Below are 22,920 nucleotides of genomic sequence, written 5' to 3' on the forward strand. Positions count from 1 at the left end.
TGGTTTAGGTTTTTGGAACAAAACTAGATGAATTTACCATGACTCATTTTGGTATTCTCAGTCCTGGTGCAGCAACAGGCCCACTCAATACCATGCTTCCTCTAGGGCAAGAACTTCAACGGCGTGGTCATCGCGTTACTCACTTTGGAACCCTCGACACTCAACCCAAAGTATTAGCAGCAGGAATAGAATTTTCGCCCATAGGAGAGCAAGATTTTCCGGCTGGCTCATCAGCAGAATCTCTTAGCAAGTTAGGACAACTGCGTGGAATAGCTGCATTTCAATATACGATTGAATTGCTTAAACAGATATCGGCTGTAACGCTGCGGGACGCTCCAGCAGCACTGCAAGCCGCAGGTGTAGAAGCTCTGCTAGTCAACCAAAGTTCAGTGGAGGGAGGAACAATTGCCGATTTTCTGGGAATCCCTTTTGTCTCTGTTTGTAGTGCGGTGGTACTGAACCGAGAACCTAGTATTCCTCCTTTTTTTACTAGTTGGAAGTATAGTCCAGCTTGGTGGGCACGCTTACGCAACCAAGCAGGTTACACGTTACTCAATCGCATTGCTAAGCCAATTCAAGAATTAGTAGATGAGTATCGTCAAGAGTGGAAATTACCTTTATACTCTCAACCTAATGATGGTTATTCTCAGTTAGCTCAAATCAGTAATGCACCTGCTGAGTTTGAATATCCTAGGCAAGAATTACCTCCTTGGTTTCATTTCACAGGCAGTTACCATACTTCAGCCAATCGGGCATCTGTTGCTTTTCCTGATGAAAAACTTACGGATAAACCTTTAATTTATGCTTCGATGGGAACATTACAAAATCGTTTGATTTGGGTTTTTGAAACTATTGCCTCGGCTTGTGAAGAATTAGATGCTCAGTTAGTAATTTCTCTAGGAGGTTCCGCCAAACCAGAATCACTGCCAAACTTGCCGGGAAATCCTTTAGTAGTGGAGTATGCACCTCAATTAGAAGTGCTAGAAAAAGCCACCCTGATGATTACTCATGCAGGAATGAATACCACTATGGAATGCGTGAAGAAAGGTGTGCCAATGGTGGCAATCCCAGTTGCCAACGACCAGCCAGGAGTAGCAGCCCGTATCGCTTGGACAGGGGTGGGTGAGTTTATCCCCCTCAAGAAATTGAATGTTCCTGGGTTACGAAATGCTGTAGAGCAAGTGTTAACAAAAGAATCTTACAAACAGAATGCTCTCAGGTTACAAGCAGCTACTCACCGGGCTGGGGGGGTAAGTCGAGCCGCTGATATTATTGAGCAAGCTGTATCTACGGGTAAGCCTGTTTTGGCTTAAACACAACTTAACTAAAACTAGTCTGAAGAATGGGCTGACTTTGAGGATGTCTTTTTCCTTTCACCACCATCTTTACACCTCCTTTTGGCGAAAACAGCAAACCTTTACGTACTGGCTGCACTGGTTTATGGTCAGCTAATTCCATTTGCCAGCGAGAAAGGATTGTCACTAAAACCAGTTTCATCTCAAACAAAGCTAGTGCCATACCAATACAGCGGCGATTACCACCACCAAAAGGTATGTACTCATAAGGAGTAAATTGACGTTCTAGAAAACGCTCTGGTTTAAACTGCTTTGGTTGAGGATATAAATCTTCTCGATGATGAGTTAAATAAATAGAAGGAATCAGCAGAGTACCGGGTTCAAACTTGTATTCTCCAATTTGTAGCGGTGATTTGACCACTCGATTTAGTGCCGATATTGCCACTGGGTAAAGGCGTAGCGTTTCAGAACAAATAGCATTCAGGTATGGTAATTGGAAAATAGCATTTGGATCGGGGTTTTCACCTAACTTATCCAGTTCTTGCAGTAGTTTCTCTCGCACCTGTGGCAGATGGTGAACCCAGTACAATGCCCATGACAAGGAGGTTGCAGTCGTCTCGTGACCTGCTACTAAAAGAGTCATCAACTCATCTCGCAACTCTAAATCTGTCATTGGCTCTCCTGCTTCATCACGAGCAGCCATCATCAAAGATAGAATATCAGTTCGAGACGGGTCAAATTGCGCTTTGCGTTCTTGAATTTCGGCGTAGATAAGTTGATCAATTTGCTGTCGTAAACGCAGGTATTTTCCCCAGGGACTCCATGCACCTAAATCGTGCCTTAGTGATGGGAAAATAAGCAGAACTGTCCTGATAATAGGTGTTTTGGGATTCAGTATTGCAATTAAAAGTTCCTTGAGCTTTTCATAACGTGACCCGTCTTCCAAACCAAAAACAGCTTTTAAAATCACTTGGAAAGAGATTTCTTGCATGAACGGTAGAACTGTAAAAGGTTCCCCAATCTGCCACTGACTAGTCACTTGTGTAGTAATATTACCAATTAATTGACCATAAGAAAGCATCCGTTCTCCGTGCAAAGGAGGTGTCAATAGCTTTCTTTGTCGTTGGTGGGGCTTTCCGTCTAACGCCAGCAGTGATTGCTGCCCCAATAAAGGTGATTTAATACCTGCTGCCCCACCGGAGTCCAACTGTTTGGGAGGAGTATTAAAAATCTGCTGAATTGCCTGGGGATTGCTAACGAATACTTGAGGGGTAGAATTTTGTCCTAATTGGAGAGTAAATAAGTCTCCGTAGCGTTTGGCACAATCTTCCATGTACTCCAAGGGGCTAACTAACCATTGGAGTGTCTGAAGCCAGGGTTGAGTTTGGGGGCCTTTGGGCAGTTGCTGTACAGACATTTTTATTAATCTCCCAATAATTGGAGCAAAACTAGCGTTTTATGCAACCATTGTTTGATTGATCTTAGAACATGGATGTAGGCGATCGCCTCGTCAACCAATTAAGGTAAAAGGTAAATAAACTTTACCTTTTTGTTTGGCACTACTTTTGTAACCAAACTGACACTGAACCACCCGAACAAGGAAAATTTCCCCAGCCATCATCATTCGTATAAACGATTTCTTGGATATGCTCTGTAGCATCGTAGAAAGCTGCATCGGGTCGGAACATATTCATCCACTTGCTTCCGGCTTCGCCGTTGGTCATCACTACAGCCATTGCTCCAGGATGTTCGCTATTACCCAAACGCGTCCAACCGATAGTATTGGGGTGATCAAAGTAATCGTGTTGGTCGCCAAAACCATATTCTTTACGAGCTTTCAAATATTTTTCAATTAGGAAACGGTGAGAATATAGAGTAGCATCGCGTCCTTTATCGTGATATTGCGCCCCGTAATAGTCTGCATAAAAAACGCAAGGATAACCTTCACGACGTAATAAGATCAGTGCATACGCTAATGGTTTAAACCAAGGTTCAACAGGCGATTCTAGCGATTGACATGGTTGAGTATCGTGATTTTCTACAAAAGTGACTGCTAAGGCTGGTTGTTCTTTGACTAAGGTTCTGTCAAAAATAGTCCGTATATCAAAACTACTACCCTGGCGACTGGCTTGGTGAAATTTGAAGTGTAGCGGCACATCAAATAAAGACATCAGCCCTTCGGTTGCAGCCAGGTAGCCATGTAAATCATCGATATTTTGAGACCAATACTCGCCACAGTTGAACAGTTTTCGTCCACTAAAATGAACTCGTAAGTGGTTGAGCCAATCGCGGAAAAATGAAGAACGGACATGTTTGACGGCATCAATACGGAAACCATCTACGTTGGTGCTGTCAATAAACCAACGTCCCCAATACATCAATTCGCCGCGTACCAGTTCGTTACTCGAATCCAAATCATTGGCTAGTAAGTAGTCATAGTTACCGTGTTCGTAGTTAACTTCCGTCTCAAAATTTTTATCTTTGATGCGGTAGAGCTTGTCTGTATTTTGGGTATCTGCATTGTAAGACAATGAATCGAAGCACCACCAATGCCACTTCATGCTGGAGTATTTATCTCCACGCCCAGGAAAATTGAACTTGGTATAAGCACCAATTTCGTACCAGTCACTAATAGCGCGGTTGCGATCATTCCAATCCATTTCTTGGGCTAAAATGCGTTCTATTTCATCTCCGCCGTCTTTGTGGTTAAAAACTACATCAGCATAAATTTGAAGGTCAACACCTTGGGCTGTTTTAATGGCTTTTAAATATTCTTCCCGTGTGCCGTATTTTGTCCGAACAGTACCTTTTTGATCAAACTCACCCAAATCAAACAAATCGTAAACTGCGTATCCCACATCCCATGTACCGCCACTACCTTTGTATGCTGGCGGCAGCCATAAGGCAGTAAAGCCTGCATTAGCTAGATCATTGGCTGTTTTATTCAGCTGGTTCCACAGGTTGTCCTCATTTAAGACGTACCAATGGAAATACTGCATTATTACACCGTTGCTCATGCGATCGCCTTTTCCTGCTAAAAATATCTGGTGCTAGGGTAAGTCGTTTTGATCACACAACCAATGTATTATCCAAATTTATTTATGTTTGAATAGCAACTTGGTAAGTAGGTAATTGGGCATGGGGCTAAAAGAAGCAAGGGGGCAGCACTTCGGCTTCGCGGTAGTTGAGCGCAGTCGAAACTCAGTGACCGGGTGCAGGGAGCAGAGGGAGTAAAATCAAGGGGCATTTAACATGGAAAGATAATAATTCCTCACTCTAGCTACTAAGCATTATTTCTTGAATTTTGACTGGATTTAGTTGCTCGACATTACTTAAAACTACTGCTGCTCCTGCTGTTAGGAGTGTTTGGGCGTATGCATCACGGCGCTGTGCTGTTTCTTGTACATGAGGCGGTAAAACTCCCACACCAATCCAAATCCGGTGAGGATTGATTTCTCGCGCTTTGACTACTGTGTACATATCAGCGACTGTATCGCCGACATAAACAATTACTGACAATTCATCCAGATTATTCTCTAACTGTTGCACAGTAGCAAAAAGTCCTGTAGGGTCTGGTTTACCTGGTGCATCTTCCATTGCAATCAACACTGGAGACTTCAAACCCAAACGTTTTTCTAAAACATAGTTAGCGGAAGCACGAGTTGCACCACTGAAAAATCCCCAAGCAATTCCGGCTTGTGTCAGTTGTTCTAAATAGCTGGCTTGTAACAATAAAGGTTCATTACAGATATACCCAGTGAAATTGTCGGGATCTGTACCTCGGTAACGGGACTGGAAGAAATCCACAATTGCTTTGTAGTCCAGTTGCAGTTGTTCGCGGGACTGTCCTTGTCCTGCCAAGTAGCGGTAAATTAATTCTTGGGAGGCTTCCCAATCGTTATTCCAAACACCTTCAGATTTTAATTGATCAATGTCTAGGGGTGTCGGACGATAGGCTTTATTCGTAAAATACTCTACTGTATCTGCGATCGCTCGACGATAGGAACCGCTAACATCGCGTACAACACCATCAATATCGAAAATAACAATTGCTTTTTGAATCATGGGGCATGGGGCATTGGGCAAGGGGCATGGGAAATAGTAAAACTTGTGACCCATTTTTTATTACTTAGTCCCTAATGTCTGTTGCCTATGGATTTTAGATAGGCATTGAGCTTAGGTAAAAGATCATCAAGGAGGGGTTTAAATTTGTTTATATGTTCGCTTGTTAATAGCTTTCTAGCGTAGGCTAATCTCAACCAACTGATTGTTTCATACAAAGATCCTCTGGCAATCTTGACAAAACGTCGATTGTCTTGGTCGTTGTACCTACCTCTACCTTCAGCTATATTCGCACAAATACTATCAGCAGACCGCACAATTTGCTTACCCAATGTATCCTTAGTGAAATTATCCCATTTCTTCACAATCTCCCAAATTTCATTAGCTAACCTTTCAGAAAGTTTATAAACTTCCAGATCCTCAAAATCAGGTCTCCCCACAATATTTCCTTAAGTCAAATCACCCCATACCTCATAATGCCCAACACCCAACGTCAAATACTCAATGCCCCATGCCCCATGCCCCATGCCCTATTTCCCATTTGGTAAGTATTGCGTTAAAATAAGCGATCGCAATCTTAGTAATTAATGCCCGGATATTCCCCGGAGGTGTGATTGACCAAATTTATTCTAAAAATTCTGTGGTTAGACGAAAACGTCGCCCTTGCAGTTGATCAAATTGTAGGCAAAGGCACAAGTCCTTTGACGAAGTACTTTTTCTGGCCTAGAAACGATGCTTGGGAAGAGTTAAAAAAGGAACTAGAATCCAAACACTGGATTACCGATGTAGATCGCGTCGAATTGCTTAATAAGGCAACCGAAGTGATTAATTACTGGCAAGAAGAAGGCAGAAATCGCCCAATGGCTGAAGCTCAGTTGAAGTTTCCCGAAGTTGCTTTTACAGGTAGTGCTTGATATTGCCTAATTAGCTTTCCTGCTGTTCTACAAGTTGCCACAGTTTGATGGTCTTATCCTTGCTACCACTAGCAATTAGTTGTGCAACTTGACTGACAGCAACGGCAGATACTGAGTCTACATGACCAAAGAGAGTAGCAAGTTCTTCTGCTGTGCTTACCCTCCAAAGTTTAACTGTCTTGTCCCAACTGGCACTAATTACCGTTTCGCCATCGGCAGTGAAAGCTATTGCCACCACTGACCAAGAATGGCCTGAAAGTGTAGTAATTAGCTGACCAGTACTTACTTCCCACAATTTTATAGTGTTATCATCGCTACCTGTCGCCAGAATTTTACCATCTGGACTAAAAGCGATCGTCAAAACCGCCCGTGTATGCCCTAAAAGGGAGCCTAACAAGGTACAACATGGGTGGTTTTGAAATTGTCCCTCAGACTTTTGTGTTGTTAATTGCCACAGGTGAATCGTTCTGTCAAAACTAGCGGTGGCTAATAGTTTTCCCTGGGGGCTAAAAGCTACCGAACTCACCTGTAATTGGTGTTTTGTGAGAGTGTAAATTTCTGTATTAGTATTTATATCCCAGAGTATGACCTTCTTATCCCAACTACCACTAGCGAGAATCTGTCCATCAGGACTAAAAGCAATTGATTTGACTGCGTGTGAATGTCCACACAAAGTCACTATTTCATGAAATGTATTGAGATTCCACAATTTAATAGTTTTATCGTCGCTAGCGGTGGCTAATGTTTTGCCATCGGGACTAAAAGCAACTGATGTCACGCTTTGGGAATGCGCTTCTAGGCTAGTTAATAATTTTTTCGTATTTAAATCCCATAGTCTGATGATTTTATCATCGCCACTGGCTAAAGTATTATTATCAGAACTGATAGATAGGGCATTGACACTGCTTAACGTAATAGAATTTTCTGTTATGGTGTGTAAGCATTGCCACGAAGAACTGGAAATTTTAAATTTAAAATTTTGAATTTTAGACTCTATACCCATCGCTTTCATGACCTCATCTGCTGATTGAAAGCGCTGACTAACAGAATTTTGAAGGAGACGATCAAGAATTTGTGCCAAATGTTCGCTGATTCTAGAGGTGAGATATTGTTGCCAAACCCAGCAATCATTAGCAACATCAAATAAATCAAAGGGAGAAATTTGGGTAAGTAAATAAATACAAGTCACACCCAAACTATAAAGATCACTAGCAAAAACTGCTTTTCCTTTTGTTTGCTCAGGTGCTGCATATTCTGGGCTACCAATGCTATGTTCAGCAATTAGCAGGTCAATGTCTGTAAAGACTTTAGCTGTACTAAAATCGACTAAAACTAGATTCCCCTCTTTATTTTTTTGGGGAAATCTGCGAATAATATTTTCTGGTTTAATATCACGGTGGATGAGATTGCGTAGGCGTAGCCCGCCGCAGGCATCGCTAATAAATGTAATCACTGGCAATATATCTGCTAAAAGTTGCCAAATCTGACTTTCATTAAAAGCGCCCTCTTCTTCAACTATTTGAGCTAAATTGATGCCTTCAATAAACTCCTGTACTAAATAAAAGTACTCATCATCTTGAAAATATGCTATCAAAGCAGGAATTTGAGGATGTTTACCTAATTCTTTGAGGCACTGTGCTTTTTGCTCAAATACTGTAAGTGTTGTATTTTGTGGCGAAAATTGTTGCACTACACAAGGAATTGGGGGAAACTGACCTTCATCAACTGCGAGAAAGGTTTTACAAAATCCCCCTTTACCAATCTGCTTAAGTAAACGATAACGTTCTTGGATTAGCAAAATTTTCCTGTCAGAGTTATCAACCGATATAGCACCAATGTAGCCTGATTGTGTACTAATCCTTCTGCAAGTTCATATCTAAAAAGAGGTCAAAAAATCTTAGAGGGTTATTGGTCAATACGGTTCAGTTAAGCATTTCTTTCTGGGAGCATCCCACTTTTTTGAATGTCATTGCGAACGAAGCGAAGCAATCGCAAAATCCTCCAACTAAGAGCGAGTCGATGCGATTGCTTCGTCGTTCCTCCTCGCAATGACAGTTATTATCTCATTGGAAAATAAAAACTGGGATGCACCCTTTCTTTCTTCTCTTTGCGTCCTTTGCGTCCTTGGCGGTTCGTTAAAAAAATTGACTTTGGCAAAGGATTTCAGTCTTAACTGAACTGTATTGGGTTATTGGTGGTAAAAGTAACCTAAAATCTTTATTTAAGAATCCCTAAGAAGAGTATTTTATAGAATATCTTTTGGAAAAACTTACGCGCGATCGCACAAAACAAAATATCGAATTAATAGCACTTTAGTCCTTTTTAATTGCTAAAGTGCCAACTATTTACTTTAATTATCTTCAGGCAATTCTACAACAAACTGAGTAGCACCATTTGGCGTGATTGGTGGTGTTTTAGTAACTATTGGTTGTGGATACAATGGCGTTGGTATGTCTTCACTTGGTTTGGCTGTTTGATTCCATAAAATCATCGATAGTAGACCATCTACCAAACCGTTAGTGCTGCCATTACTACCACCCACAAGCACATCTGGAATCAAGCGGACATTGCGATCGCCTATAATCTGCATTAGCTGCATCGCTGTATAACCTGATGAGCCTAAAGCTTCCACACCAGCTTGATATGTCTCAGCTTTAGCATTACCTGTAGCCCGAATCCCTTCAGCCTCGGCAATTGCCCGCAATTTTGTACCTTCTGCTTCACCGGTTGCTTGCTTAATCTGTGCTTGGGCTTTCAAATCGGCAATATGCACACTTTGCTCTGATTTCACCATTTCTTGTTGGATATCAGCCAGAGCTGTTTCCCGAACTAGTTGCTGCCGCTGGGTTTGTGCCATCTTTTGCACTTCATAAGTCTTGCGTTCCTCTTCAGCAATTTTTCGGTCAGTTTGTGTCTCCATCAATGATGCTGGTGGCTGAATATCACCAATTAGGGTATCAATCGCTTGCACATCATAAGCCCGCAGTGCTGCTTTGATATACTCAGATGCTTCAGTTTGACGCTCACTCCGGGCATTCAAAAAGTCTAGCACTGTGTAATCTTGAGCCGAGTTACGGAAATAATTACCAATGCTTGGCTCTAGCACATTATCCACTAAATTCTGCATTGAGCCAACACGAGAAATTACTTTTGGAGCATCTAAAGCACCAACATGGATAATTTGAGACACTTCCAAATCAAAAGCGAACCCATCTCTAGAACGTACAGTTAAAGCTGCCAAATGGACATCATATTTGTGCCGTTCGGTGCGCCCTGACCAGTTCAACACTATATTAGTGGTTGGTACTAGTTCTACTTTCATGATGCGTGTATTCAACGGATGTTTACCAGGATACAAAGGCTCAACCCACACGCCTTTATGTCCAGGATTCACCAAATTACCGTGGGTGAAGGCAGCACCGCTAACATCTTCAGTAGCTCTCCCTACAAAAGAAATTACCACGCCTACATACCCAATCGGAATTTCTGTCATTGGGACTTGTTCAACCTGAACAAACCAAGGATTTAGATTCCAAGAACCAGAAAGCAGAATCTGTTCTTGTAAACCTCGTCGTCCCTGTCCATTGAGAAATTTCTGACCATTTTGAAAATTATCATGTCCTTCAATCACGGGGCCAGCAATTTCACCACCGGAAATTGGTACACCATCGAGAGTAGTGACAACGCCAACCTTGTCAGACGCGATGCTATACACCCGTAACTGTTCTGGACTCATGCCATGAGCAGTAGCATTGGCTGCCATGATCACTTTAAATAGAGCAGTGTTGATCCGGTATGTACCAGCAGTCAAAAAACCCATTTGCCGACCTTTTTCCCCACCTTGGGTCAAAAATTTGCGGGCATCTTGAAAATTATCACAATCGATAATTTTTCCCAAAATACGTTCTGGCGGGTTGGATGCACCATCAGCTGCCACAATTAAAGCGATTTCACCTTGGGGAACGACAATTACTTGTTCTTTACGAACTGAGTACTGCCAAGGCCAGTAGCCCCAATGCCAACCAGGAGCCAGAGTATCTGCCTGCAAACCTGCTTCACCATTAAGGGCAATTAAAGAGCCGGCTGGAAGTCCACGACCAGAAACAGTAAATTTTCTGACTACAATGCCAACTTCACGTTCGCCAATAACTACAAGTCCACCAAAGAATAAAGGGACAAATATGATAAGACCACCAACTACCACAATAGGGATGACTCCCCACGGCGACAACTGCATTGCTTGATATTGAGTTTTATTGATTTGTAACTGAGCAATTACAGGTTTTATCTGCTCTAGCTGAACGGATACAGAATTAATTTCTTGTGCAGTAATTGTTTTTAGGGAACTAGCATTAGCAGAATTGATACTGCTAGCTAACGCTAATGTTGCTATGAGCGATGTTGCAACACCAGCTAATTTATTTTGTTTACGTTTACCAAAGGAAGACAGAAGATTTTTCATAATTTGTGCCCATTTGGGCAACTAATCACCCAAATTAACACTTCACTTTGGTTGTGCCAAATTTCTTAAACTTGGTGTAATTTTGTTCAAGTTTATAAAAAGTGACGGTAGAATCTTTCTTTATAGGCAATTTCCCAACTTGAGGCACTGACATCATTATTAACTATGCCCCATGCCCTATGCCCCATGCCCTATGCCCTATGCCCTTATATAAATACTGTGGGGTGGACAAACAAATAGCCCACCCCACAAAGCAGCAGTAAAAAATAAAATTTTAGACCAAACCACCAGCAGCTTGAAAGCGGGCGCGGGCGCGTTTGAAGGCTTGATTTGCCTGGATTTGAGCTTGGCGATCGCCTGCTGGCACTTGAGAAAGACGTGTTTCTGCTTGGGTATAAGCAGCACGAGCTTCTTCAAGGTTAATTTTGTCGCCACGTTCAGCGCTGTTAACCAGAATTGTCACTTCGTTTTCTTCGACTTCGGCAAAACCACCCAAAAGAGCGATCGCTTGCCAGTTCTGATTTTTAGCAGCACGCACGCGCATCACACCAATATCCAAAGCGCTCAACAGTGGCGCGTGTCCACTAAGGATACCAAGCTGACCAGTAGTGCTGGGCAAAATTACTTCTTCAGCCGGAGCATCCCACACTGTTTTGTCTGGGGAAATTACACGAACGGTTAATGTCATTTGTCGTTTGAGAGTTATCGTTTGTGAGTTGTCAGCGCTGCACTGAGCGTAGTCGAAGTGTTGTCAGTTGTCAGTTTATTTTTTATGACTGACCACTGACCACTAACTACTGACTAATTAACTCTTGAGTTTTTCAGCTTTAGCTTTAGCTTCGTTAATATCGCCCACTAAGTAGAAAGCTTGCTCTGGTAAATCATCCAATTCACCAGACAAAATCATCTGGAAACCCTTAATGGTGTCTTCTAATTTCACGTACTTACCAGGAGAACCTGTAAATACTTCCGCTACAAAGAAAGGCTGAGACAAGAAACGCTCAACCTTCCGCGCTCTAGCTACGGTCAAACGGTCATCTTCAGACAATTCATCTAAACCAAGAATGGCGATAATATCCTGAAGTTCTTTGTAACGTTGTAGAGTCGCCTGTACAGCACGAGCAGTACTGTAGTGTTCTTCACCAACAATGTTGGGCTGCAACATCGTCGAGGTGGAGCCTAGGGGGTCAACTGCGGGATAAATGCCCTTAGCTGCCAAACCACGAGATAGTACTGTTGTTCCGTCCAAGTGGGCGAAAGTAGTTGCAGGTGCGGGGTCAGTTAAGTCATCCGCAGGTACGTATACTGCTTGAATTGAGGTAATAGAACCTTCTGTAGTGGAAGTAATACGCTCTTGTAGTTCACCTACATCGGTTCCCAGTGTGGGCTGATATCCCACAGCAGAAGGCATCCGACCCAACAGCGCTGATACTTCTGAACCTGCTTGCACAAACCGGAAAATGTTGTCGATAAACAACAGCACATCCTGCTTATTCACATCCCGGAAATACTCAGCCATTGTCAACCCTGACAGACCAACCCGCATTCTTGCTCCGGGTGGTTCGTTCATTTGACCATAAACTAGAGCAATTTTTGAGTCATTGAGGTTATCTTTGTTGATTACCCCAGATTCCATCATTTCGTTGTAGAGGTCATTACCTTCACGGGTGCGCTCACCTACTCCAGCAAAGACAGATACGCCGCCGTGCTGGGTAGCGATGTTGTTAATCAACTCCATCATGATCACGGTCTTACCAACACCAGCACCACCGAATAAACCAATCTTACCGCCGCGTCGATAGGGAGTTAGAAGGTCAACAACTTTAATCCCAGTCTCAAACACGGAAGGTTTAGTTTCCAGTTCAGTGAATTTGGGAGCAGAACGGTGGATGGGTAAGGTTTCTTCAGAGTTTACAGGCCCTTGATTGTCTACAGGTTCGCCAAGGACGTTGAAAATTCGACCTAAGGTGACTTTACCAACTGGTACGTTAATGGGAGCGCCAGTATCAACGACTTCCAGACCACGCACTAAGCCATCGGTGCCGCTCATCGCAACAGCTCGTACTTGGTTATCGCCTAGTAATTGCTGTACTTCAACAGTGAGGTTGATTTCCTGTCCAGCTTCGTTCGTGCCTTTGATGGTCAGAGCATTGTAGATTTGCGGCAATTTCCCGCCGGGGAACTTAACGTCTACAACTGGACCAATGATTTGGGTAATGTAACCAATGTTTGTTTTTTCTGCGGTGGTGACCATGCTGCGCCTAGTGATTGAAGCTATATTTCAGATAAGGTCGTAAAAGACATAAAATTTAGCAATGTCATCTTTCACATTAGCACTTAACGACCCTACTCTTTGCCATAAATTGATTCTTAAGACTGGGGTCTGCAAGTAAAGTTAAGCTAGCTTCCAAAGCTTGGCAAGCTCACAATAAAAAACTGCCATGTCTTTATAATTGCAGACACGGCAGTAATATTAAAAAAGACGCTGGATCAATTTAGAATTTAAGCTGAATTTAGGCTACAGCTTTCTGTTTTTGTTTACGCTTGAGTATGGTTCCACCAGTACCCAAAACCAACAACCCTAGCAAAGCAGAAGGCTCAGGTACAGACTTTGTGTCCTTTGTGTCTTTGACATCAACGTTAACTAATGTTTCACCAAAGCCTGGGGCAACAAGTTTTAAGACATCATCAGCATCATCGATACCATCAGCCAGTAAGTTAACTGTGAAGGTTCTCGTTGCACCTTGCGGTACGCCACTGAATGAAGTTGGTGTAATACTTTGTACATAACCATAATCATCACTCACTGCGGTCAGAGTAATGTTAGCGAAGGCATCTGTTAGACCAGCGGTTATTGCACTTACCAAGTTGGAACTATTACTTGAAAGAGTCACAACCGAGCCAAATCCTAAATCACTTACCAAACTCTGATAGGTAGATAACACATTGGAGGTAACTGCAAAAATCGGGATAATATTGGCAGCCTGTAACGCAGCTTTAACTTGGGCGATACTGGGATAGTCTTCGCCTGTACCTGCTGGACTACCGTCAAGAACTGCATCTCCGTTATTTGCAGGTCGAGAAGAAAAATCACCAGCTTGATGGAATGTAGCATCTGTAGTAATAACAGCTACTTTAAATGCATCATCGCGGAAACCAATTTCTGTTTTAGCTCGTACTGCTGTTTGCAACAATGCTTCTAGCTGTGATTCAGGAAAATCGCTACCACCTTTAAGAGTAAGTCCATTAACAGATGCTTGAAAAGCAGTTGTATTAGCAGTTAAACCTAAATCGGTTTTGTAAACATAGTCACTAAAAGAACCAAATGGGCTAATTGGTTTGTCAGCAAAAGAACCAAGACCAAATTGGGTATCAGCAACTGTACCTGTTACAGAACTAATTAAACTTGGTACTAAGGCTTTGACTACAGGTAAATCATCCGAAAAAGAACCTGTTAGATCTTGCAACAAGAACAAGTCAAGTTTGTTAGGTGATTTAGGGACTGTCACATTGACGGTTATAGAAAGGGGATTATTAGCATCTAAAAATACATCATATTTAGTTGGACTAATTGCCGAGCCTACAGGTGCTGGAGTAATATTTGTAATTGAGCTGACAGCATGAACTTCAGATGGTACAAGCACTCCAGTGATGCCAACTGTGCATACTGCGCCAACTGCTAATTTTGAAATTTTTTTCATGGAATTTAACATTTATAAAATCTCCAAAGAAGTATTTTTTGACATGGAAAAACTATGAGATGAGCTTTACTAACTCCTCGTAATAAAGGGGGTGAAATTATTACATATTGTCTGGAGTCCAAGAGGCTATTAAGCAGCCTTTTGTGACGATCGCAGATTTAAGAAATGATGAAAATGACTAAAGCATTTAATTAGCTTTAGTCCTCAAATTAGAGGTGAGATTTTTATCAGTATTTGCCTCACCTGTGTATTTACATAGCTTACTGGCGATTTTTTTTGTTGACTATAGTTTCTACGTGTATTTACACAAAAAATACACTTGAATTTGGATTAAAAATGAATGAAAACTTATCTTCAATCAGGCTTACGTTTGTAGCACTAGATCAATAAATAAATAAAACTTTGTAAAAATATATTGTCTCTTTAAAACAGGTTTATATTAGTAATCTGAGGCTATACACTCTGCATTAATAAAAGTAGGTATTTGCCAATTCTTTTACAGTAAATGTTTATTTTAGTCAATTTAAAATCCTGAAGACTTTGTAAAAATTATGTTTCCCAATTTTCTTAAATATCTCTAAAATAAAATTAGTACACAAAAATGGTGTCATTAGACCCGCCTCATCCTCACATCTCTACTGAGCAATTGCTTATGAATTTATCGTCAGCGCGACAATATTTTTATCAGGAAATTCATCAACCTGACGAGCATATCAACTTAGCAAAGGCAGCTTTGTATATTGCACAGGAAGAATATCCTGACCTTAACCCAGAAGAATACCTTAATGCCCTTGATACGATGGCAAGTGAAGTCAAAGAACGCTTACCTGCATCACGGTATCCTCTACGGTTAATTCAAAGCCTAAATCAGTATTTTTACGAAGATTTAAAATTTTCTGGTAATCAATCAGACTACTATAATCCTTGTAACAGTTTTTTAAATGATGTAATCGACCATCGGTTAGGGATTCCTATTACCTTGGCACTAGTTTATCTAGAAGTTGCCCACAGAATTGATTTTCCAATGGTAGGGATAGGAATGCCAGGACACTTTTTAATTCGCCCAGATATTCCAGATGTGGAAATTTTTGTTGATGCATTTAACCGGGGTGAGGTGATGTTTGCACAAGATTGTCAAGAACGACTCACTCAAATGTTTCAACAACCCGTAAACTTAAACCCGGAATTTTTAGCTCCCGTCAGTAATGGACAATTTCTGATGCGAATCCTCACAAATTTGAAATATATCTACCTGAAACAGCAAAATTTAGCGAAAACTTTAGCTGCGGTTGAACGAATTGTGTTGTTGTTTCCTAACGCGATTTTAGAAGTGCGCGATCGCGGTCTACTTTACTATAAACTTGGTCATTACCCGCAAGCTGCTGATGATTTGCAAACTTATCTAGCAAAAGTCCCTGATGCTGAAGATGCACCAGTGATTAGGCGGTTACTTGATGAACTGGGAAAGGGATAAATAGCAACTGACTACTGACTACTGACTACTGACTCTGCTACTTGCTTAAGGCGACGCAGCTGAGCTTGCATATCTTTTTGAGTCCAAGATGCTGCAAAGGTTTTGAAGCCCCAACTCACGAGGGAGTTGGGAATATTGAACTCAAAACGGTTCAATAAACACGTTCCCTGTTCTAATGGTTGACATTCCCAGCGATCGTATCCTTGGAAAAAACCTTGAAATTCCCACACTACCACACCTGATTGACGTTCTATAACAACACTTTTGAGCGTGGGTTCAAAAAAAGGAATTTGAATTATAAAGCGACTTTGACTGCCAATATCTGTACTCCAGGCTCCGCCTACAGGTTCGCAACGCAGGACAGGATTAAGCCAACGGTGCATGAGATTTAAGTCGGTAATGCAACTCTCGACTACCGTAGGTGTGGCATTAATTTGAATTGATTGCTCAAAAGCTTGGGACACTTTACATTTTATGCTTTTTATGCAGTTGCTCTTAGGAATGCATCTTACTTCCTTGTTAAAATCAACTTTACATTAATTAGTGTTAAAAATATTATTCTGAGATTTTAAATCACAAGCGATCGCATTACTTATATGTAATTTTTACTGATTCGCCCCCTAATCCACAACGCCAACACACTCATAAACAATACCCCTATCACTCCTTGCAGGGGATTCTGATTCACGCCAGTTATCCAATCAGGAACTTGACTTGAATATTTAACTAATTCCCCAACATTAATAATGTAGTAACCCCAAACTAAACCTCCGTGTAGACCAATTGGTAAACCTAATCGTCCTCTACGCCAGCGTTTTCCCCATACCTGCGTTAGCCCTAGCAATACTAAAGCTGGAAATTGTGGCAGTATTTGAATAATAACTTCCCAAGGTTTAATAAAGTGCAAAACAGCAAACGCAACGGCATCTGTCCACAATGCCACACGCGGACTGTAATCACGCTGTAACTCATTTAGTAACCAGCCTCGAAATAATAATTCCTCTGCAAAACCAATAGCTAAACTAACTATTAAACCCTCTAAAATCACTTTTAACAAAAAAACCTTTGGTTGTTGCCATACCAACCAACCCAAAAAGCCTTGTACACCAAAAAGTATCAGAATATTAATTAATCCCAAAGCCAAGCCACGCAACAAATCTAAACCGTTTTTCCGTGTGATTTCTAAGCCATACTGCCGCAGTATCTGGGGTTGCCGATAGACATGTTTTCCCCATAGCTTCAAAAGAAAAATAAACTCTGTATATAACAATACCATTGTCAATATACTTACTAAATTAGCATCATGCACTAATAAGTAAATTGGTGCAGCGAAGGGCAACCATAGCAGTAATAAAATTGTAATAAAATAACCCAGCCTAATAGGGGCAGGGTTTTGGGCTACACGGTTAAAGTTTATTTTCATACCACTCAGTAGTCGATTATTAAGCTGATGTGCAGCTAAATTGTATAAGGCGAAAACGTAAAATTATTGTAGTGCGGGCAGGGTTCGACTGAACGCTCACACCAAAGTCTTGCTTGCGTCCCATATACAAATTAAATACGCAATAGCTTAATTGTTCGCTTTTTAACTGACTACTGACCACTAACTAATAGACTATTCATCAGGTTCAATAGTGCTACTTAAACCGTGACTTTTCAATGTTTCACAATAGAACTCAGCGTGTTCTTGAGCGCAAGTAATGACTAAAGCTAGTCCATTAGTATGGGCTTCCATCATAATACTCACAGCTTGGGGTTGAGTAAGACTCGACACCGTAGTTAATAATGCTTGAACCACATGCTCCATAGAGTTGTAGTCGTCGTTATGAAGCAAAACGCGATACCGAGGCGCGAGCTTGCGGGACGTGGAACGCTTCTCAATAGTTTCGACTGACACTGCTCTTGCTCTTTCTGCGATGGTTTACTACAACATACTTTGTTTCTGTCTTGCGTTTGCTTAACAGTTATTCACTATATTCTATAGCATTTTCATTTCAACTTTATAGGACTATAGGAATCCGATTTGATTAATGAACATATTTGCGTAGGGAGGAAACAGGGAACTCTTAACGGGGAACACTTCGGCTACGCGGTAGTTGAGCGCAGTCGAAACTCAGTGCATCGCAGGAAAAAAAGGATTTAGGGGTGTACTGAGTTTTTTCAAAAACCAAATATAGGAATCCTATATGATATTTTGCGGCAAAGGATTGAGGTAATGAATGCTACAGAGATAATTTTGAGGCATTTGCCTTAGATAATTAATTACAGATGCGACAATGCTACATTAATACTACAAAAAATATACATAAAATTAAGAAAGCTGCAAGATAATCCTTGCCACTAAACTAGCTGCATAATTATGGACATGAGCCTAGATTTTCAACCAGGACAAATTGTGTCTTTAGAATATGGTGACAGGAATCTGTATGCAGAAGTCATTCAAGTTGTGGTTTCCCGTCAGTTGTGTTGGGTACGTCCTTTATTGCTAGTCACCTACACCCAAGAGCTACCGTTAGTTACTGACTTAAGAGATGCTTCTGACTTGCTTTGGCCTGACAAGTTATTTCGACCGGCCTTAGATACAGAAGTAATTACCTTGTTAAGCCAGGTATTGGCAAAAGACCCAAAAGCTGAGACTGACTCAGCTGCCAAGCAACAACTTAATCAATTTATTTACCAACTTTGGCAAGCTTATAAGGATAACGGATGAAAGATAAAATTTCTCAAGGCAGCAAGACTGTAGACCAAAATAAAGTTAACTATTTTAAAGCTTAATCTTTCTAGTATAGTACGGCATAAATAAGCAGACCATTAAAAATGGCAAAAAATTGTAGATAATACAAGTCTTTTGACTTCCAAGGCAGCGGTATTAGTTTCTTGTAAAAAAAACTTTGGCTCGAGAAAACTGGTAATACCCATACCTAGAACTAATATACCCAGCTAGGGACTAATTTAACCCGACCTGCATCCATCTCTGCCATCAGTAACTCTAGAGCTTCGTAATCAACATCAGATATATAACCATTTTCAGTGAGTTCTGAGTTGATCTCATTTTCTATCTCAGGAGTTAGTTTTTTAATATCAAGAGCTTTTTCTACCAATTGACGAATAGCGTGCTTAGTTCTCATAAATAGATCATCCAACTTTAAAATATGGTACTAATTATCCGAGATTAAGTCTGGTATAAAATGTGATCTACATACTAGTATCTGAGTGATATAGATCACAAGCTGATGAGATAGTTAATTTGATATCAACCCTACTATCTGCCACAAGCAACCCTGAAACTCAAAGCGTTTGACCTAAAACTATATCTTGATCAAATCAGCTTTAAGTCATAGACCAATCAAGTTTTCTCAGCATAGTTATGCTTGATGGATCTTCTTTACGGCTGTATCTGTTGATTGTTTTGGAACCGATGCTGAAAAAAAGTATATATGAATACATTTTACCCTGTATTTATGACAATCTTTAAACAGACCCACTAAAGCAATAAAGATTCAGCAAAGAGTGACCAAACCTATGGTCGATGCTAGGGAAAACAGTTTATGTTCAGATAAATATGGGCTTCACAGTTCAATAACTTCAATTAGGATGTTGATATGCAAGCAGTACTGGAGTGTCCAAAAACTACTGTTATTCGTCCTCAAGGCATTTTAAACGCAGCCAATGCCTTGGAGTTGGAAAAAGATTTGACAACAGCGTTAACCCAAGATAATACTTCAATCTTGCTAGTAGATTTAGCCGCAGTAGAATCTTTAGACAGTGCTGGCTTAATGGCATTGGTCTCTGCGCTCAAGCTTGCTCAGAGTTTAGGAAGGAGTTTACAGTTGGATTCTGTTTCTCCATCAGTGAGAATGATTTTTGAACTTACACAGCTTGATGGAATTTTTGAGATAATTTAAAAGCTAAACCAATTTGTCAGGTGTATGAATTTTATATAATCTTTTATACTACCATTGAATGTAGCTTATTCAGCAAACTTGTGTAACAAAATTGTAAGTTTTCCAGATAAACCTGATTGAACGAACTAATCAATGTTAAGGTTACAAGTGATTAGCTGTAATTAAGGTAGCTAGAAGATAGCACAGTGGCTGTTGCAGTTGAAAAATTAATCACACCGGAAATTTTAAAGCCAGCGCGTTATCTGGGTAACGAACGCCTAGCAGTGCATAAAAATTGGGATACGGCAGAAATACGTTGGGTACTAACATACCCAGAAGTATATGAAGTAGGCTCGTCCAATTTAGGGCATATCATTTTATATAACATCTTGAATGCCCAACCACGACAGTTATGCGATCGCGCTTATCTACCAGGGACAGACTTGGCAGCTAAACTCCGACAGACAGATACACCCTTATTTGCTGTAGAGTCAAAGCGATCGCTCACACAATTCGACATCTTAGGCTTTAGCCTCAGTTACGAACTCGGTGCAACTAACATTCTAGAAATGTTAGATTTGGCTGGAGTTCCCCTCACATGGCGAGAACGGGCAAAGGGAGAATATCCTTTGGTTTTTGCTGGTGGACAAACAGCAACTTCTAATCCTGAACCTTATGCCGACTTCTTCGACTTTTTCGCCCTCGGAGACGGTGAAGAACTTTTGCCAGAAATTGGCTTGGTCTTAGAAGAGTGCAAAAGAGCAGGACTAAACCGGGAACAGACTTTACTGGACTTGACACAAATACCAGGCGTATATGTTCCTCAGTTTTACGACATGGCAGCAGATGGCTCAGTTCATCCTCACCATTCAAATGTCCCAAAGCAAATTTTGCGCCGAGTTTCCACCCCGATACCAGCTTATTCCATTGGGTTAGTTCCTTACGTAGAAACTGTACATGACCGTTTGACAATTGAGATTCGGCGGGGATGTACTCGCGGATGTCGCTTCTGTCAACCAGGAATGCTGACCCGACCAGCACGGGATGTAGAACCTAATCAAGTTGTAGAAGCAATTGAACAGGGAATGCGGGCAACTGGTTACAATGAATTTTCTTTGTTATCTCTAAGTTGTTCCGATTATTTGTCCTTACCTGCGGTGGGGATGGAAATTAAAAATCGATTAAAAAATGAAAATATTTCTTTGACTCTTCCTAGTCAACGAGTTGATAGATTTGATGAAAATATTGCCAACATCCTAGGCGGTACACGGCAAGGTAGCATTACCTTTGCTCCAGAAGCTGGAACCCAACGGATGCGCGACATTGTAAATAAAGGTTTAACGAATGAAGAATTGCTAAGAGGCGTGAAAACAGCTTGGGAGCAAGGTTGGGACAAGATCAAGCTGTATTTTATGATTGGCTTGCCGGGTGAGACAGATGCCGATATTGTAGGCATAGCAGAAACAGTCAGCTGGCTGCAAAGAGAATGTCGGGGTCAAAGAAGAAAACCGCTTAACTTTAACTTAACAATTTCTAACTTTACGCCCAAACCTCATACTCCCTTTCAGTGGCACTCAGTTTCTACTACGGAATTTAAACGTAAGCAAAATTTGTTGCGGTACGAATTTCGCCGGATTAGAGGAGTGAAAGTGAATTTCACCGATGTCCGGATTTCGGCAATGGAAGACTTTGTGGGTAGGGGCGATCGCAGTTTGGGTAAGGTAGTACGCCGAGCCTGGGAATTAGGCGCTGGCATGGATTCCTGGTACGAAAATTTGGATCAAGCTTTTGGTGCTTGGGAATCGGCGATCGCAGAAGCCGGCTTAGACTGGAAATATCGCCAAGTGGAAAACGGCGAATGGAATTTGATAGAAAGTATGAAGGAAAATAACCTTCATGCTTTATTTGATGCTCCCCTACCTTGGGATCATATAAATACAGGTATAGATAAAAAGTGGCTGAAGGAAGATTTACAACGTGCTTTAGAAGCTGCAACTGTTTTAGACTGTTCCTTTGAAGGTTGTTCTCACTGTGGCGTTTGTGGCACAGATTTTGGTCACAATATCGTGATCTCGCCACCTGCTATTCCCCAATTTGCTGGTGAGTTTGTTCCCAACACAACTAAAGCCCAAAGACTGCGTGTCTGGTTTGGTAAACAAGGCGATATGGCTTTGTTAAGTCATCTAGACTTAATGCGCCTATTTGATCGAGTTTTACGGCGAGCAGGCTTGCCTATTGCTTTTACTGGTGGGTTTCATCCAAGTCCACGTATTTCTGTAGCCAACGCCTTGGCTTTAGGAATTACCAGCAGTGGCGAAATTGTGGATTTTGAGTTAACACAACCAGTAGCAGTAGATATTTTTCGAGAACTGCTGGCTCACGAACTACCCACAGATATACCTATATATAATGTGGTGCAGTTGGATTTAAAAGTTCCCGCTGCTAGCCAAATCATGGAAGCAGCAGAGTATTTGATTACAGTGGCAACACTTAGCACAGTTACATTTGCACAATGGCAAGAATGGATTGAAACAATCAAAGCAAAAGACGAACTCTGGTGGGAGCAAATAACCAAGTCAGGTAAAAGCCACTTAGTAAATCTGCGCTCGCGTTTGTTTGCACTAGAATTAGTACAGACTAACGATAATACAGCCCAAGAGTCTACAGTTGTCCTGCGTTATGTAGGTAGCTATCGTCCTGATGGGGTGCTGTTGCGTCCTGAACAAATCCTGTTTATGCTGGAAAAAGTAACAGGTGTAGAATTTCAACTTCTGCACATTCATCGCAATCAGTTATTTTTAGCTGACTCGCACTCTAACTAAAAAGTGAGCATCGGAATGCGTGTAAGTTGAGGCTATGCAAGCCTGTGACAACCACACAAATCTCTCGCAAACGCAGCGATCGTTCTGATATACTTCTTGGTAAAGCAACATAAACCCGGCAACGATTGCGAAAGTTAAGCAATCAGTATCGTGAAAACTAAACGGTCAAAGTAGCTAGTTATGATTGTTACCAAAATTTGTGTCTTGGAAGGACTCTTGCCCTTGGAGGGAATATAAGACCAACAAAGCTATGGAGTTCTAAAGGCAGTTCCTGATTAATTGGAAAACTTCCATTGTACCGCAGGT

At 41.3% G+C, this 22,920-nt stretch carries 19 protein-coding genes; 6 read left to right on the forward strand and 13 right to left on the reverse strand.

Annotated features, from left to right (window positions below; genetic code table 11):
• The first annotated feature begins 38 nt into the window (after positions 1–38).
• Positions 39–1,313 carry a glycosyltransferase gene (locus tag QI031_RS02500; protein ID WP_281483655.1) on the forward strand — a complete coding sequence of 425 codons (1,275 nt, stop codon included), beginning with the start codon at positions 39–41 and terminating at the stop codon, positions 1,311–1,313.
• 7 nt (positions 1,314–1,320) lie between these two features.
• Here QI031_RS02500 and QI031_RS02505 read toward each other — a convergent pair whose 3' ends face one another.
• From QI031_RS02505 to QI031_RS02520, 4 genes are all read right to left on the reverse strand, one after another.
• Positions 1,321–2,712, reverse strand: coding sequence for a cytochrome P450 (locus tag QI031_RS02505; RefSeq protein ID WP_281483656.1), 1,392 nt, complete (start codon positions 2,710–2,712; stop codon positions 1,321–1,323).
• A gap of 142 nt (positions 2,713–2,854) precedes the next feature.
• Positions 2,855–4,312 carry an alpha-amylase gene (locus QI031_RS02510; RefSeq protein WP_281483657.1) on the reverse strand — a complete coding sequence of 486 codons (1,458 nt, stop codon included), beginning with the start codon at positions 4,310–4,312 and terminating at the stop codon, positions 2,855–2,857.
• Between the two features lie 259 nt (positions 4,313–4,571).
• A complete protein-coding gene (locus tag QI031_RS02515; RefSeq protein WP_281485914.1) occupies positions 4,572–5,360 on the reverse strand; it encodes a TIGR01548 family HAD-type hydrolase in 789 nt (262 codons plus the stop codon).
• Between the two features lie 71 nt (positions 5,361–5,431).
• Complete coding sequence (locus QI031_RS02520; protein WP_281483658.1) at positions 5,432–5,797, reverse strand: four helix bundle protein; 366 nt, start codon at positions 5,795–5,797, stop codon at positions 5,432–5,434.
• A gap of 174 nt (positions 5,798–5,971) precedes the next feature.
• Here QI031_RS02520 and QI031_RS02525 point away from each other — a divergent pair, with 174 nt between their 5' ends.
• Positions 5,972–6,271 (forward strand): 30S ribosomal protein PSRP-3, encoded by a 300-nt coding sequence (locus QI031_RS02525; protein ID WP_069071048.1) that lies wholly within the window; start codon positions 5,972–5,974, stop codon positions 6,269–6,271.
• 10 nt (positions 6,272–6,281) lie between these two features.
• Here QI031_RS02525 and QI031_RS02530 read toward each other — a convergent pair whose 3' ends face one another.
• The 5 genes from QI031_RS02530 to QI031_RS02550 all read right to left on the reverse strand — a co-directional run bounded on the left by QI031_RS02530 (position 6,282) and on the right by QI031_RS02550 (position 14,434).
• On the reverse strand, positions 6,282–8,069 hold the full coding sequence (locus QI031_RS02530; RefSeq protein WP_281483659.1) for a protein kinase domain-containing protein: 1,788 nt from the start codon (positions 8,067–8,069) through the stop codon (positions 6,282–6,284).
• A gap of 552 nt (positions 8,070–8,621) precedes the next feature.
• Positions 8,622–10,733, reverse strand: a complete 2,112-nt coding sequence (locus QI031_RS02535; protein WP_281483660.1) for an SPFH domain-containing protein — start codon at positions 10,731–10,733, stop codon at positions 8,622–8,624.
• 274 nt (positions 10,734–11,007) lie between these two features.
• Positions 11,008–11,421, reverse strand: coding sequence for an ATP synthase F1 subunit epsilon (gene atpC / locus QI031_RS02540; protein WP_281483661.1), 414 nt, complete (start codon positions 11,419–11,421; stop codon positions 11,008–11,010).
• Positions 11,422–11,538: 117 nt separating this feature from the next.
• A complete protein-coding gene (gene atpD, locus QI031_RS02545; RefSeq protein WP_281483662.1) occupies positions 11,539–12,987 on the reverse strand; it encodes a F0F1 ATP synthase subunit beta in 1,449 nt (482 codons plus the stop codon).
• A gap of 259 nt (positions 12,988–13,246) precedes the next feature.
• Complete coding sequence (locus QI031_RS02550; protein WP_281483663.1) at positions 13,247–14,434, reverse strand: PEP-CTERM sorting domain-containing protein; 1,188 nt, start codon at positions 14,432–14,434, stop codon at positions 13,247–13,249.
• A 652-nt stretch (positions 14,435–15,086) separates the two neighbouring features.
• Here QI031_RS02550 and QI031_RS02555 point away from each other — a divergent pair.
• Positions 15,087–15,908: a SirB1 family protein gene (locus tag QI031_RS02555; protein ID WP_281485915.1), complete on the forward strand. Its 822-nt coding sequence runs from the start codon at positions 15,087–15,089 to the stop codon at positions 15,906–15,908.
• An 11-nt stretch (positions 15,909–15,919) separates the two neighbouring features.
• Here QI031_RS02555 and QI031_RS02560 read toward each other — a convergent pair whose 3' ends face one another.
• The 3 genes from QI031_RS02560 to clpS all read right to left on the reverse strand — a co-directional run bounded on the left by QI031_RS02560 (position 15,920) and on the right by clpS (position 17,805).
• Complete coding sequence (locus QI031_RS02560; RefSeq protein WP_281483664.1) at positions 15,920–16,372, reverse strand: SRPBCC family protein; 453 nt, start codon at positions 16,370–16,372, stop codon at positions 15,920–15,922.
• 128 nt (positions 16,373–16,500) lie between these two features.
• A complete protein-coding gene (locus QI031_RS02565) occupies positions 16,501–17,331 on the reverse strand; it encodes a CPBP family intramembrane glutamic endopeptidase (RefSeq protein ID WP_281483665.1) in 831 nt (276 codons plus the stop codon).
• A 192-nt stretch (positions 17,332–17,523) separates the two neighbouring features.
• Entirely contained in the window at positions 17,524–17,805 is a 282-nt protein-coding gene (gene clpS, locus QI031_RS02570) for an ATP-dependent Clp protease adapter ClpS (RefSeq protein ID WP_015129168.1), read from the reverse strand.
• Between the two features lie 462 nt (positions 17,806–18,267).
• Here clpS and QI031_RS02575 point away from each other — a divergent pair, with 462 nt between their 5' ends.
• Positions 18,268–18,618: a hypothetical protein gene (locus QI031_RS02575; RefSeq protein WP_281483666.1), complete on the forward strand. Its 351-nt coding sequence runs from the start codon at positions 18,268–18,270 to the stop codon at positions 18,616–18,618.
• Positions 18,619–18,835: 217 nt separating this feature from the next.
• Here the strand turns inward: QI031_RS02575 and QI031_RS02580 are convergent, their stop codons facing one another.
• Positions 18,836–19,036 carry a hypothetical protein gene (locus QI031_RS02580; protein WP_281483667.1) on the reverse strand — a complete coding sequence of 67 codons (201 nt, stop codon included), beginning with the start codon at positions 19,034–19,036 and terminating at the stop codon, positions 18,836–18,838.
• Between the two features lie 474 nt (positions 19,037–19,510).
• On the opposite strand from QI031_RS02580, the gene QI031_RS02585 reads away from it, so the two are divergent.
• Entirely contained in the window at positions 19,511–19,813 is a 303-nt protein-coding gene (locus QI031_RS02585) for an STAS domain-containing protein (RefSeq protein WP_281483668.1), read from the forward strand.
• Between the two features lie 185 nt (positions 19,814–19,998).
• Complete coding sequence (locus tag QI031_RS02590; protein ID WP_281483669.1) at positions 19,999–22,614, forward strand: TIGR03960 family B12-binding radical SAM protein; 2,616 nt, start codon at positions 19,999–20,001, stop codon at positions 22,612–22,614.
• The last annotated feature ends 306 nt before the right edge of the window (positions 22,615–22,920 follow it).

This window comes from Halotia branconii CENA392, assembly GCF_029953635.1.
Lineage (GTDB): Bacteria > Cyanobacteriota > Cyanobacteriia > Cyanobacteriales > Nostocaceae > Halotia > Halotia branconii.